Annotated in this window: 14 protein-coding genes and 1 tRNA gene; 8 read left to right on the top strand and 7 right to left on the bottom strand. The window is 46.2% G+C overall.

Features of this window, described 5'->3' with window-relative positions:
• Positions 1 to 31: 31 nt before the first annotated feature.
• From LZT22_RS07765 to pth, 6 genes are all read left to right on the top strand, one after another.
• Positions 32 to 1,522 (top strand): outer membrane lipoprotein LolB, encoded by a 1,491-nt coding sequence (locus tag LZT22_RS07765; protein ID WP_233924515.1) that lies wholly within the window; start codon positions 32 to 34, stop codon positions 1,520 to 1,522.
• A complete protein-coding gene (gene ispE, locus LZT22_RS07760) occupies positions 1,509 to 2,393 on the top strand; it encodes a 4-(cytidine 5'-diphospho)-2-C-methyl-D-erythritol kinase (RefSeq protein ID WP_233924514.1) in 885 nt (294 codons plus the stop codon). The genes LZT22_RS07765 and ispE overlap by 14 nt, the downstream gene beginning before the upstream one ends.
• A gap of 8 nt (positions 2,394 to 2,401) precedes the next feature.
• Positions 2,402 to 2,478: transfer RNA gene (locus LZT22_RS07755), tRNA-Gln, on the top strand.
• 32 nt (positions 2,479 to 2,510) lie between these two features.
• Positions 2,511 to 3,464: a ribose-phosphate pyrophosphokinase gene (locus LZT22_RS07750; RefSeq protein ID WP_233924513.1), complete on the top strand. Its 954-nt coding sequence runs from the start codon at positions 2,511 to 2,513 to the stop codon at positions 3,462 to 3,464.
• A gap of 125 nt (positions 3,465 to 3,589) precedes the next feature.
• Positions 3,590 to 4,255 (top strand): 50S ribosomal protein L25/general stress protein Ctc, encoded by a 666-nt coding sequence (locus tag LZT22_RS07745; RefSeq protein ID WP_233924511.1) that lies wholly within the window; start codon positions 3,590 to 3,592, stop codon positions 4,253 to 4,255.
• Between the two features lie 95 nt (positions 4,256 to 4,350).
• A complete protein-coding gene (pth, locus tag LZT22_RS07740; RefSeq protein WP_233924509.1) occupies positions 4,351 to 4,941 on the top strand; it encodes an aminoacyl-tRNA hydrolase in 591 nt (196 codons plus the stop codon).
• On the opposite strand, the gene LZT22_RS07735 is transcribed toward pth, so the two are convergent.
• From LZT22_RS07735 to LZT22_RS07715, 5 genes are read right to left on the bottom strand one after another with little or no spacing between them, the layout of a single operon-like run.
• Entirely contained in the window at positions 4,938 to 5,228 is a 291-nt protein-coding gene (locus tag LZT22_RS07735) for a YfhL family 4Fe-4S dicluster ferredoxin (protein WP_233924508.1), read from the bottom strand. The two genes, pth and LZT22_RS07735, sit on opposite strands and share 4 nt — an antisense overlap.
• A 14-nt stretch (positions 5,229 to 5,242) precedes the next feature.
• Positions 5,243 to 5,731: a pantetheine-phosphate adenylyltransferase gene (gene coaD, locus LZT22_RS07730; protein ID WP_233924507.1), complete on the bottom strand. Its 489-nt coding sequence runs from the start codon at positions 5,729 to 5,731 to the stop codon at positions 5,243 to 5,245.
• A gap of 49 nt (positions 5,732 to 5,780) precedes the next feature.
• The gene (rsmD, locus tag LZT22_RS07725; RefSeq protein ID WP_233924506.1) at positions 5,781 to 6,386 is read right to left on the bottom strand and encodes a 16S rRNA (guanine(966)-N(2))-methyltransferase RsmD; all 606 of its coding nucleotides are present in this window, start codon (positions 6,384 to 6,386) and stop codon (positions 5,781 to 5,783) included.
• Positions 6,387 to 6,415: 29 nt separating this feature from the next.
• A complete protein-coding gene (locus LZT22_RS07720) occupies positions 6,416 to 7,765 on the bottom strand; it encodes a pitrilysin family protein (protein ID WP_233924505.1) in 1,350 nt (449 codons plus the stop codon).
• Positions 7,762 to 9,183 carry a pitrilysin family protein gene (locus tag LZT22_RS07715; RefSeq protein ID WP_233924504.1) on the bottom strand — a complete coding sequence of 474 codons (1,422 nt, stop codon included), beginning with the start codon at positions 9,181 to 9,183 and terminating at the stop codon, positions 7,762 to 7,764. The genes LZT22_RS07720 and LZT22_RS07715 overlap by 4 nt, the downstream gene beginning before the upstream one ends.
• A 61-nt stretch (positions 9,184 to 9,244) precedes the next feature.
• Here LZT22_RS07715 and ftsY point away from each other — a divergent pair, with 61 nt between their 5' ends.
• Positions 9,245 to 10,135, top strand: coding sequence for a signal recognition particle-docking protein FtsY (ftsY, locus tag LZT22_RS07710; protein ID WP_233924503.1), 891 nt, complete (start codon positions 9,245 to 9,247; stop codon positions 10,133 to 10,135).
• Between the two features lie 90 nt (positions 10,136 to 10,225).
• Entirely contained in the window at positions 10,226 to 11,155 is a 930-nt protein-coding gene (gene rpoH / locus LZT22_RS07705; protein WP_233924502.1) for an RNA polymerase sigma factor RpoH, read from the top strand.
• Here rpoH and LZT22_RS07700 read toward each other — a convergent pair.
• Entirely contained in the window at positions 11,135 to 11,734 is a 600-nt protein-coding gene (locus tag LZT22_RS07700) for an SCO family protein (protein WP_233924501.1), read from the bottom strand. The genes rpoH and LZT22_RS07700 overlap by 21 nt on opposite strands.
• Before the next feature lie 8 nt (positions 11,735 to 11,742).
• The gene (cyoE, locus tag LZT22_RS07695; RefSeq protein WP_233924499.1) at positions 11,743 to 12,603 is read right to left on the bottom strand and encodes a heme o synthase; all 861 of its coding nucleotides are present in this window, start codon (positions 12,601 to 12,603) and stop codon (positions 11,743 to 11,745) included.
• Between the last annotated feature and the right edge of the window lie 10 nt (positions 12,604 to 12,613).

The following is a 12,613-nucleotide window of genomic DNA, read 5'->3' as shown; positions in this document are numbered from 1 at the left end:
AGATTGTAGTTTCCGCGATTAGAATGGGGTTATGAAACCTTTTTTATTGCTTAGTTTCGCCCTTGGCCTAAACTGCTGTGGTGCACTGCCAGTCCTTGCTGAGCCTTTTAATGAGCGCCCTCAAGCAGTTGCTGAAAATGATGGTGGGCAGGCTATTTTTGAAATACTGGCCTCTGAAATCGCTGTGCAACGGGGCGAGTTTGGCTTGGGGTATCAAACGTACTTAAGCTTAGCGCGCAAAACCCGCGACCCCCGTTTGGCTCAACGGGCAATGGAAATTGCTTTGGCTGCGGGCGCTCCTGACAGTGCCTTAGAGGCAGCTGAAAGCTGGGACAGTTTAGCGGGGACCTCACCAGGCAACTCAAAAGAAGTGTTAGTGACCTTGCTTATGCTTAACCAGCGCTGGCCTGACGCCGTACAGCCCACCATTGCTCTGTTGCGTAGTCAAAAACCGACTGATCGTGAAACAACTATTAAGCGTCTCATGCCTCTGTTTGCTAAGGCTGCTAATGAAGATAATGCCATGCGGGCTTTTTATAGCATTATTTCTGCAGTCAATCCGCTACCGCAAGACAAAGAAATTCTTTTCCTTTACTCCATGGCGGCCGATAAAGCAGGTCACCCCGAAGTGATGGAAAAGGTCTTGCGAATTATTTTGAGCCAAAATCCGAATGATGTTAATGCTTTAAATGCCTTGGGTTACTCCTTAGCCGATCGCAAGCAAAAATTACCCGAAGCGCTTGTCCTCATCACTAAGGCACATCAACTTTCTCCTAATGATGCTTTTATTTTAGATAGTCTAGGGTGGGTTAATTTTCGCCTTGGCAATACGGCTTTAGCAACCCAGCAATTACAGCAAGCGCTGCAAACTAAACCAGAGGCAGATATTGCTGCCCATTTAGGCGAAGTGCAGTGGAGCCAGCAACAAATGAGTGCTGCTGAAGTCTCGTGGCGCCAAGCAGAAAAATTAGATGCGAATAATGCTACCTTACGCGAAACCTTAGCGCGCCTGAAGCCAGATTGGGTTAGTCACAATGAAACTAAATCAGCTCAATGGGATGGACGCTTCTCAGTGAATGTAACAGGTAGTGTAGAAGGTCGTAATCAAGGAGGCTCGGGTGGCTTTACCCTTACCCAAAATCAATTAAGCGATGTCTTGGAAATTCGTAATCCTATTGGTGGGGCGCTGGCCAAAATTACTGTTACCCCTGGCGAAGCTACGCTTGAGCGCAATGGCGAAATATTCAAAGCGTTTGATGCGGATACTTTATTATTGAATGCACTGGGTCTTGCCCTACCCGCCCGCGGTTTATCTGACTGGATGCGAGCCCAGGCCAGACCAGGAAGTAGCGCGAGTGTTGAACGCAATAGTGACGGACAGGTAACCCAAATAAAACAAGATGGGTGGACCTTAAGTTACGATTGGCTAAATCCCAACAAACTTGAAAAGCTGACCATGATTCGCAATACGAATCTAGGCTCCGTTGAGGTTCGGCTGGTTTTTGACTATGCCAGCAACTAAGACAATACAACTTTTTGCGCCGGCGAAGCTCAATTTATTTTTACATATAGTAGGCCGCCGCAATGATGGCTATCATCTTTTGCAATCGGTTTTTCAATTGATCGACTGGTGCGATTTAATCACCCTTAAACTTGCTACTGATCAACAGGTTCATCTTTCTACCTCACTACCTGGTATCGATGCGGCACACAATCTCGTTGTCAGGGCGGCTGAACTCATTAAAAATTTTAGCGGCACTAAAGCGGGAGTAAGCATTGCCTTAGAAAAAAATATCCCCGTGGGTGCTGGGCTAGGTGGCGGATCATCAGATGCAGCTGCGGTTCTGCTGGGCCTAAACGATTTATGGAAATTACATTTAGATTTGCCCACACTCATGCAACTAGGTCTCCAACTGGGGGCTGATGTGCCCTTTTTTCTCTTTGGAAAAAATGCTTTTGTCGAAGGTATTGGGGAACGATTACAGGAAATAGAACTACCACCGACACGCTATTTAGTTATTTTTCCTGGCGCATCGATTGCCACCAGCACGATTTTCCAGGCGCCTGAATTGACCCGTAACCATGCCCCGATTACAATCAATGACTATTTAGCTTCTCCCGCATTGAAAAATAAATGGGGCAATGATTGTCAGGCGGTTGCCGTACAAATTTGCCCCGCAGTTCAGCAAGCCTTAGATTGGATTGAACAGATGCTACCTTTTTCTAAACCCCGCATGTCGGGCTCTGGCAGCAGCGTGTATGTTGCCCTGCCTGATGCCAATGCCCAATCTCGCGTTGCAGATCTTTGTGCTCATCTGCCTCAGGGGTGGGTTGGACGGGTAGTGGGGGGTTTAAATCAAAATTCCGCTTACAATGCGATTTCATCAAAATGACACACTACAGGGGAGTCGCCAAGCTGGTTAAGGCACTGGATTTTGATTCCAGCATGCGAAGGTTCGAATCCTTCCTCCCCTGCCAAATAACTGCATAGCCTAAATAAATCTACCCCTATGAACTCCGACTTCTTGACCTTATTTACTGGCAATGCCAACCCTGCTCTAGCGAATGCAGTAGCTCAAGAATTAAGTCTCTCCCTCGGTAAAGCCTTTGTAGGACGCTTTTCCGACGGAGAAATTCAGGTTGAAATTCAAGAAAATGTGCGCGGTAAAAATGTCGTTGTAATTCAGTCTACTTGCGCGCCAACAAACGATAATTTAATGGAATTAATGGTCATGATTGACGCTCTAAAGCGTGCATCTGCCAGTCGCATAACCGCAGTGATTCCTTACTTCGGATATGCTCGCCAAGACCGTCGTCCACGTTCGGCTCGGGTGGCTATTTCAGCGCGTATTGTGGCCAATATGCTGCAGTCGGTAGCGGGCATCGAACGGGTTTTAACTATGGATCTGCATGCTGATCAAATACAAGGTTTCTTCGATATCCCAGTTGATAATATTTACGCCTCTCCCGTTTTACTAGCTGACCTGCAACACAAAAAAGGTGATGATTTACTGGTGGTGTCTCCCGATATTGGTGGGGTGGTGCGGGCCCGTGCGATGGCCAAACAACTAGATTGTGACTTAGCCATTATTGATAAACGCCGGCCCAAGGCCAATGTTTCTGAAGTAATGCACCTAATTGGTGAGGTTGAAGGCCGCCACTGCGTCATCATGGACGACATTATTGATACTGGTGGCACCCTTTGTAAAGCCGCTGAAGCCCTTAAACAGCGGGGCGCTAAGGGGGTTACTGCTTACTGTACCCATGCTGTTTTGTCGGGTGGCGCCGTGGCTCGAATTGCCGCCTCAGAGCTCGACGAAGTCGTTGTGACCGATACCATTCCCCTGACTGTAGAGGGAAGTAAGGTTAAGAAAATTCGCCAATTAAGTGTTGCCCCCCTTTTGGCTGAAACCCTCCTGCGCATTAGTAAGGGCGACTCGGTGATGTCGCTATTTGCTGAATAAAGGGCTCTTTTAGCTATTTTTGGTCTGCTCAGGCCCTTGGCATTGTTCTCAAACCCCAAGCAAGCTATAATTTGAGGCTTTTCTGTTTGGTCGCGAACGGAAATTAACCTACATTGGGAGTCCTTATGAAAGTCGTTGCTTTTGAAAGAAGCGTGCAGGGAACGGGTGCGAGCCGCCGCCTACGCAACTCCGGTAAAACTCCGGGCATTATTTATGGCGGTCAAAATACGCCTCAAGTGGTTGAACTAGACCATAACGCGTTATTTCATGCCTTACGCAAAGAAGCTTTTCACTCGTCTATTTTGGAAATTGAAATTGGGGGAAAGACTCAAAAAGCCCTGCTCCGCGATTACCAAATGCATCCCTTCAAACCACTTGTTTTACATATTGATTTTCAACGCGTCTCAGCCACTGAAAAAATTCATATGCGCATTCCCTTGCACTTTACGCGTGCAGAAGAATCCGTCGCAATTAAATTGGGTGGTGCGGTAATTAGTCATATTGCTAATGATCTGGAAATTACCTGCTTGCCAGCCGACTTACCTGAGTTCATCGAAGTTGATCTCAGTAAAATTGAAGTAGGTCATTCAATTCATGCGAAAGACGTGGCCTTACCCAAAGGTGTAACCTTGGTCTTGCACATTGAACAAGAAAATCCTGTGCTTGCTAATGCGCGTATCCCTACTGTTAAAGCCGAACCCGAAACAGTCGTTGCCGTGGCTACTGAGGCAGCCCCTGCAGCAGCAGATGCGGCTAAAGATAAAGACAAAGATAAAGACGCAAAGGCTTAAGGTAAATTGTCATTCAAGAAAGCCCGCTGAGCGCGGGTTTTCTTTTTTTTAAGTCTGTCGATGACATTTTTTCCAGCTTCAGCTACATTAACGCCATGATTCAGTTAATTATAGGTCTGGGCAACCCAGGCGAGGAGCATGAAAAAGATCGGCATAATGCTGGCTTTTGGTTTGTCGAATCCTTAGCAGCCCAATTGAAAATTCACCTAGAGTACGAAAAACGTTTTCTCGGATATGTGGCTAAAACCAAATTTAAGGGGCTTGAACGCTATCTGCTGGAGCCTAATACGTATATGAATTTAAGTGGCCAATCAGTTGGCGCATGCTGTCATTTTCACAAAATAGCGGCCGAGTCTATTTTAGTGGTCCACGATGAGCTTGATCTCAAGCCAGGGGTGGCGCGCCTGAAGTTTGGTGGCGGTACGGGTGGTCACAATGGGCTTAAAGATATTCAGGCTCATCTAGGTAGTGCTAAATTTTGGCGCTTACGCATTGGCATTGGCCATCCACGCGACCTTGCTAGTGAGCGCAAGCCTATTGAAGTGGTTGATTATGTTTTAAAAAAACCTCGCAAAGAAGAGCAGGTCTTGCTTGAATCTGCGCTAGATCAGGCCCTAGGTGTAATTCCATTAATACTTGACGGTGATATGCAAAATGCGACTCAAGCATTGCATACAAGCTGCTAAGGCTTAACCTTTTCGTTATTCATCTCAGTAACTGCAGTAACTACAGCGCTTAATTGCTGATACTTCAATAAGAGTTCTGCTGGGGTCTCGACAAAAGCGGGATTGAGCGGAATGCAATCTACTGGACAGACTTGCCGACACTGAGGGGCATCAAAATGACCCACGCACTCAGTGCACTTTGTGGGATTGATTTCATAGATCTCGAGGCCCATAAAAATGGCGTCATTTGGGCATTCTGGCTCGCAAACATCGCAATTAATGCAGTCATCGGTAATCATTAATGCCATTGGTCAGTCTTATTTTATGGTTTTTGCTCAGCTAATTTTTTCGCTAACCATTTTTCTACCGAAGGAAAAACAAACTTACTGACGTCACCGCCCATCAAAGCAATTTCTCGTACAAAGGTGCCTGATATAAATTGATATTGATCGGAGGGCGTTAAAAATAGGGTTTCGACATCGGGTAATAAATAGCGATTCATACCAGCCATTTGAAACTCGTATTCAAAATCGGATACGGCACGCAAACCGCGGACGATGACCCGTGCTTGATGCTCACGAGCAAAATCTTTTAACAGGCCTGTAAAGCCGACTATTTTTACGTTGCTATAGTGGTTTAAAACCTCTTTGGCAATGGCAATACGCTCTTCAAGATTAAAAAAAGGCTTTTTGCTGCGACTATCAGCAACCCCGACAATGACTTCGCCAAAAATACTCGAAGCGCGACGGACTAAATCTTCATGCCCTCGGGTGAAAGGATCAAAGGTACCTGGGTAAACAGCTACTGCCATACTTCCCCCTCTTTTATTATTACTTCACTCTCTATGAGTAGACCGCAGTTTAGCCTGAAGTGGCCCGAAACAGCAATGCTAAGGTCTGCCCGATGGCCAACTCTTTGACACAAGTCCAATTCTGCAGGCCAGAGATGAGATTCGCTTTAGCGGTGCTTACTGGGCACTCGATGTATATTGCGCCCTGGGGACCAGACTGACAAACTCGTCCTGCCTCTTTGGTGGCATCTACAAGCAATTGGGGCTCTTGAAAGGGTGGATCAAGAAAAATTAAATCCCACGATCCTGCGGCTTGCGATTTTAAAAACTGTAAACCATCAGCCTCTAGTAATGTAACTTTTCCAGCCGCTGGGTAACTATTCAGATTTTGAAGATTGAGCGTCAAATTCAAAAAAGTGTTTTTGTGTTTTTCAATTAATTCTACTAGGGCGGCATTGCGCGACGCCGCCTCAAATCCTAAAGCGCCCGAGCCCGCAAATACATCGAGGCAACGCAAGCCACTTAAATCTTGGCCCAACCAATTAAATAAGGTTTCGCGTAAGCGATCAGTACTGGGGCGCAAGCCAGCTTGGCTAATTACTTTAATTTGGCGACTGCGCCAAACTCCGCCAATAATTCTAATTTGCTGCGGTAAGGCGCGGGGCGATTTAATCAAATTGATTGCCTTATATCAGTCACTTGCACTTATTTTTTGGGTGTGACGCTCGCCCCAACTACAACTGTTTGCATGCGATTCATTGCTAAATGTTTCTGAAAGGCTTGGCGTACTTGTTCAACAGTTACCAATTCCAACTGTTTCGTCCAAGTTTCCAAGGTATCAAGCGGTAAATTATTCCACGTGATTGAAGATAGATTGTCGAGCAACTTACGATTACTATCAATTCGCAAGGGAAAGCCATTACTTAAATTTGCTTTAGCTGCTACTAGATCGGCTGGGCTCGGACCCTCACTAATAAAACGCGCAATCGTCTCACGCACCACTTCCAAAGCGAGGGCAGCCTGATCATTACGCGTTTGTAAGCCGGCCTGGAAAATACCATTGCTCTTTCCCGGAATAAAGTAACTAGACACGCTATAAGCTAAGCCGCGTTTTTCTCGTACTTCATTCATTAGGCGGGACACAAAACCACCACCTCCTAAAACATAGTTCCCAACAAGAAGGGGGAAATAATCGGGATCATTGCGCGGCACTGCCGTCATACCCAACGCAATATGCGTTTGTTGCGCATCGAAGGCAATTTGGGTTTCTCTTGCCGTGGCTGGCTCGACAGGTGATTCAGTCAGTAGTGGTAAAGCTGGGATAGCTGGACCGGTGGGTGACAATTGCAAGATCAGCGCCTGAGCAATTTGCGTAGCCTCTAGGGGGCTAAGATCGCCAACCAAATTAACTGTCATGCGATCACTGCGATAAAACAGTTGATGGAATTGTTTGAGATCACTCACTTGAATTTTCTCAATCGACTGGGGTGTAGCAAAAGATCCGAGCGGATAGTCACGATAGACTGCTTTTTTAAAACGCCGCTCCAGAATAAATTCCGGCTTCGTTTCTGCCTCTAATAACGCAGCAATTAAGCGTTGCTTTTCGCGCGCAACAATGTTGGGCTCAAAACTAGGGTGCGCCAAAATCGTTGCGCCCAATTCAACCACCCGTTGACGCAGGTCGGCGCGACTGAGACTACGGATGCGCAGTGAAGCCCTTTCACCACCCGCTGCGACTGATAAACTGGCTCCCAAGTCGGCTATTTCATCCGCAATTGCAGCCTCACTCAATGTCCTCTTGCCACTCTGTGCACCAAGGCTTAATAAGCCAGCCGTAAGAGCAGCTAAACCTTTTTTATTAGTTGGATCATAACGCTCGCCGGCGTCGATAGTGACTTCAATATCGATGATTGGCAGCCCTTTAGTTTGGATTAAGTATGCGCGAGCGTTGTTAGCTAAGGTGAGAGTTTCAATTGGTGGAGTTGCCCATGCGCAGGGTAGCAAAATAAGGGCATTCACGATGATGAGAGTGAAGATCTTGAGCATCAACTTCATTGACTTTGTGCCCTTTTCTCAATTTGTAGATTACCTGTTGGCATGCCAACTGGGTTGGCTAATTTAGTCTTACGTACCTGCGGATCTAATACAGCTACTGTTAAACCTGCATCCACGAGGTAGCGTTTTGCCACGGCTTGAACTTGCGCCGAAGTAACCGCTTGAACCTGTGCTAATAAACTATCTAATTCGCGCCATGAAACCCCAGCGATTTCTGCGCTACCAATTTCCATTGCTTGACCAAAAATCGAGTCCCGCTTATAAATTTGATTCGCTAAGATACGTACTTTAATGCGCTTTAGCTCTGCTTCAGTAACGCCTTGGGTAATTAACTCTTGCAATACCTGTCGAATGCCCACTTGCACCTGAGCAATGGTTTTTCCTTTTGCTACAGTGGCGCTAATTTGAAATAACTGCGGTCCGCGTGAAATCAATTCGTAGCTTGCATCCACGCCATCTGCCAAACGTTGTTGTTTTACTAAGGCACGAGTTAAGCGGGCATTGTCATAGCCATCTAATACTCCCCCTAAAACCTCTAAGGCAAATGGCTCTATTTGGTCGGGCTTACTGGGGTCTAAATGGGGCACTTTCCATGCCATCGTAATCTGTGGGGTATCGGCCGGTGCCTGAACAAGGACATTTTTAATGCCAATTTGTATCGGTTCTATTTGAGGCTTACGTACGGGTAAAGTTTTTGCGGGATGTTGGCCGTAATACTGTTCAGCTAAAACGCGGACTTTAGCGGGGTCTACATCACCACTAATCACTACGATGGCATTATTGGGGGCATACCAATTGGTGTACCAATTGCGCGCATCCACTGCTTGCATGTTTTCTAAATCATTCATCCAGCCAATAACAGGGTGACGGTATGGCGAGCTCATAAAAGCAGTAGCCATTAAGGTCTCGTTCACAATGGCGTTGGCATTGTCTTCAGTTCGCAAACGCCTTTCTTCCATAATGACCTGAATTTCTTTTTTAAATTCGGCATCGTCAAAATTGAGATTGCTCATGCGATCTGCCTCAAGTTGCATGACGGTCGCTAATTTAGACTGTTCAACTTGTTGAAAATAGGCCGTGTAATCAAGCGAAGTAAACGCATTTTCACGACCGCCTACCGCTGCAACTAAACGGGAAAATTCTCCCGTCTTGACCTTATCTGTGCCCTTAAACATCATGTGCTCAAGCACATGGGCCACGCCGGTTTTACCATTCACTTCATCCATTGAGCCTGCGCGATACCACACCATATGAGCTACGGTAGGCGCCCGATGGTCTTCGCGCACAATGAGCCGCAAGCCGTTACTCAAGGTAAATTCATGGGTTTCTACACTGGGGGGCGTAGCTTGCGCCACAGAATATGGGCTAAACAGGAATAAAATGCAGACTAAATAAATTTTTGATACTAGGTAGCGCATCGATTAATTCACGATCCAAGAGATTAAATTGATAAGATGCATCTTTTAGATTGTATCGATTATGTTTGATTTACGTAAAACCCTTGGCGCTTTATTCAAAGCAAATCAGCCTGATGAAGCTTGGTTTTTGGCCCTGGAAGAAGCCTTGCTGCAAAGTGATGTGGGCTTGCCTACCACTGAAGCCCTGATGGTCGCTCTTCGACGCGCAGCTAAATTACAAAAAACGGCTTCTACAGCCGAACTTCAAGCTTTATTAATTCAATTGGTGGCCGAGCTACTCAAAACCTTAGAGCCGAACTCGAATCCCCTACTCACTTCGTCGTCTATTGCTCATCCTGAAGTTTGGTTAATTGTTGGGGTTAACGGCGCTGGAAAAACCACCACCATTGGCAAACTGTGTCATCACTTTCAAAACCAAGGTAAATCCATTCTCTTGGCGGCTGGCGATACCTTTCGGGCTGCCGCACGTCAGCAATTACAGGAGTGGGGTTTGCGTAATCACGTTGATGTTATTACCCAAGATGGCGCAGACGCAGCCGCAGTCGCTCATGATGCAATTCAGGCGGCGCTTTCTCGCCAGTCTGACGTTCTGCTGATTGATACGGCCGGACGACTTTCTACTCAAGATCACCTCATGGCCGAGCTGAAAAAAATTAAGCGGGTCATTGGTAAAATCTTACCTGGGGCACCGCACCATACGCTCTTAATTTTGGATGGCAATACGGGTCAAAATGGGCTTAGCCAGGTAAAGGCCTTTCATGCTGCGCTGGGCTTAAGCGATTTAATTATTACGAAGCTAGATGGAACGGCTAAAGGGGGGGTCATTTGTGCCTTAGCCCATTTATTGCAAGGCCCAGAAAAGCCCCGCCTCTTAGGGCTTGGTAAAGGCGAAAGCCTTGGCGATCTAGTGGTCTTTAACGCTGCTCACTATGCTGCTGAATTATTTAATTAAATCAAGTACTTATCATGATATTTTCAGGCTAGCACTCGCTTGCCAAGAGTGCTAAAATGGAGTATTATTGAAGGCTATATTCAAGTAACGATGAACTATAAAAAACGTACCACGCCGATTAGTGAAGCGCTGCAGCCCATACCTCGGGTTGGCTCAAACTTTGCTGCTTTTTCTACCTTACCAACCCTGGGTGTTGGCACATTAGATGCCTATATAAGTTACGTTAATCGCTTGCCAATGTTAAGCGCTGCTGAAGAACTGCATTTATCCCAAGACTACCGTCGTACTGAAAATGTGGATGCCGCTCGTGGCTTAGTCTTATCTCACCTACGTTTAGTGGTTTCGGTGGCGCGCCAATATTTAGGCTATGGTATTCCCCACGCCGATTTAATTCAGGAAGGTAATGTGGGGCTGATGAAAGCGGTGAAGCGCTACGATCCTAATCAAGGTGCACGGCTGGTATCGTATGCCATTTACTGGATTAAAGCGGAGATCCACGAATATATTTTGAAAAATTGGCGCTTGGTAAAACTAGCCACAACCAAAGCGCAGCGTAAATTATTTTTTAATTTACGTAGCAATAAACCAACCCTCAATGCCTTGTCACCCAGCGAAATCGAAACTCTAGCGAAGTCCCTTGACGTGCGGGGGGCAGATGTCAGAGAAATGGAAATGCGCTTAGCTGGTGGCGATGTCGCACTGGATGGCGACGATAAAGATGATGAAGCTTATGCACCTATTCAATGGCTTAGTGACGAACGTCATGAACCCACTGCCGTCATGGCTCAAGCTGAGACCCATGCCATGCAAGGGCCAAAACTAGAAAAGGCCTTGCAGGGCCTTGATGAACGCAGTCGGGATATTGTGCAAGCGCGTTGGTTGGCTGTTAATGCCGATGGCAATGGCGCGAAAACGCTTCATGAGCTTGCAAATGAATATGGCATCTCTGCCGAACGGGTACGTCAAATTGAAGGTGCAGCATTAAAAAAAATGCGCACGCTATTGCAAGATCGTCTTTAAATCTTGGGCCAATACTTCAGGCCCTTGACCATGTTTAATATAAAGCCGTAGCTGTCCCTTTTGATCAAAGACATAACTGCCTGCAGTGTGATCGATGGTGTAAGTATTTGGGGATAAGCCCGGAACGCGTTTATAGTAAATTTTAAATTCTTTGGTGAGCCGATTTAAAGCGTCTTCATTGGCAGGCCGTAAACCGATAAAGCTTGGATTAAATGCAGGTACATACTGTTTTAATACCTCAGACGTATCACGCTCTGGGTCAAGTGTCACGAAAATCACTTGCACTTTAGCCGCTTGCGGACCCAATAATCTCATCACTTCTTGCATTTCAATTAAGGTCGTTGGACATACATCAGGGCAGTGAGTGTAACCAAAAAACATCACCACCGCCTTACCTTGAAAGTCGGCAAGTGTGCGGAGTTTACCGTCAGTATCGATTAAGCCGAAATTGGTACCGAATGCCTTACTACCCGTGATATCGACATTTTTAAAGGTCGGCTTTGAATCGCATGCTGCTAATACCCAAGCCAAGGAGAAAAATAAAATAATTCGAGTTATTGCGCGTAAGAAAATAAGCATGACAAATTTTAATTGATGTAGTGATCGACCAGGAACGCCGCAAATAATAATGTTAAATAGGTTATCGAATAACGAAAGGTTTTTTTCGCTAGCGCATCACTATAGGATACAAATAGCGCTATGGCATAAGCCATAAATATTCCGCCCAATCCGAGCGCCGCAATTAAATAAACCCAACCACTCATGCCATATAAATAAGGCAATACCGTAGCCGCTAGGAGAATCAAGGTATACAACAAAATATTAAGAACGGTAAAACGTTCGCCATGGGTTACTGGCAGCATTGGTAATCCAGACTGTACATATTCTTCGCGCCGATACAGCGCAAGTGCCCAAAAATGGGGGGGAGTCCAAACAAAAATAATCAATACGAGTAACCAGGCCTCAGCGGAAACAGAATTCGTTACTGCGGCCCACCCCAGTGCGGGTGGCATTGCACCGGATAGACCGCCAATAACAATATTTTGGGGGGTGGCTGGCTTTAACAGCCAAGTGTAAATGACTGCATAACCCACAAAAGTAGCGACCGTAAGCCACATGGTTAAAGGATTCGTGAAATTCCACAGCACAACCATTCCTAAAGAACCTAGCAAAATTGAAAAGACAATGATTTGATAAGGGGATAATTCACCTGTGGCAGAGGGGCGCCATGCCGTACGGCGCATTTTGGCATCAACTACTTGTTCAATTAAGCAATTAACTGCAAAGGCGGCTCCTGCCAATAACCAAATGCCAACTACGCCGCCAATTAATATGCGGTAAGGCACCATACCTGGAGTTGCTAAAAACATGCCAATCACCGCACAAAAAACGGCTAACTGCGTCACCCTAGGTTTGGTTAAAACCCAATATTGGCGCCACTTGGGCATTTTATATACT

This window comes from Polynucleobacter sp. IMCC 29146 (assembly GCF_021395195.1).
GTDB lineage: Bacteria > Pseudomonadota > Gammaproteobacteria > Burkholderiales > Burkholderiaceae > Polynucleobacter.
Note: the sequence above shows the minus strand (reverse complement) of the source record. Positions and strands in the feature narration are given on the sequence as shown.

What these genes read in the sequence shown, in the direction of transcription:
- LZT22_RS07765 (WP_233924515.1), top strand. Translation starts at nt 32, where the DNA reads ATGAAACCTTTTTTATTGCTTAGTTTCGCCCTTGGCCTAAACTGCTGT.
- ispE (WP_233924514.1), top strand. Translation starts at nt 1,509, where the DNA reads ATGCCAGCAACTAAGACAATACAACTTTTTGCGCCGGCGAAGCTCAAT.
- LZT22_RS07750 (WP_233924513.1), top strand. Translation starts at nt 2,511, where the DNA reads ATGAACTCCGACTTCTTGACCTTATTTACTGGCAATGCCAACCCTGCT.
- LZT22_RS07745 (WP_233924511.1), top strand. Translation starts at nt 3,590, where the DNA reads ATGAAAGTCGTTGCTTTTGAAAGAAGCGTGCAGGGAACGGGTGCGAGC.
- pth (WP_233924509.1), top strand. Translation starts at nt 4,351, where the DNA reads ATGATTCAGTTAATTATAGGTCTGGGCAACCCAGGCGAGGAGCATGAA.
- LZT22_RS07735 (WP_233924508.1), bottom strand. Translation starts at nt 5,228, where the DNA reads ATGGCATTAATGATTACCGATGACTGCATTAATTGCGATGTTTGCGAG.
- coaD (WP_233924507.1), bottom strand. Translation starts at nt 5,731, where the DNA reads ATGGCAGTAGCTGTTTACCCAGGTACCTTTGATCCTTTCACCCGAGGG.
- LZT22_RS07720 (WP_233924505.1), bottom strand. Translation starts at nt 7,765, where the DNA reads ATGAAGTTGATGCTCAAGATCTTCACTCTCATCATCGTGAATGCCCTT.
- LZT22_RS07715 (WP_233924504.1), bottom strand. Translation starts at nt 9,183, where the DNA reads ATGCGCTACCTAGTATCAAAAATTTATTTAGTCTGCATTTTATTCCTG.
- ftsY (WP_233924503.1), top strand. Translation starts at nt 9,245, where the DNA reads ATGTTTGATTTACGTAAAACCCTTGGCGCTTTATTCAAAGCAAATCAG.
- rpoH (WP_233924502.1), top strand. Translation starts at nt 10,226, where the DNA reads ATGAACTATAAAAAACGTACCACGCCGATTAGTGAAGCGCTGCAGCCC.
- LZT22_RS07700 (WP_233924501.1), bottom strand. Translation starts at nt 11,734, where the DNA reads ATGCTTATTTTCTTACGCGCAATAACTCGAATTATTTTATTTTTCTCC.
- cyoE (WP_233924499.1), bottom strand. Translation starts at nt 12,603, where the DNA reads ATGCCCAAGTGGCGCCAATATTGGGTTTTAACCAAACCTAGGGTGACG.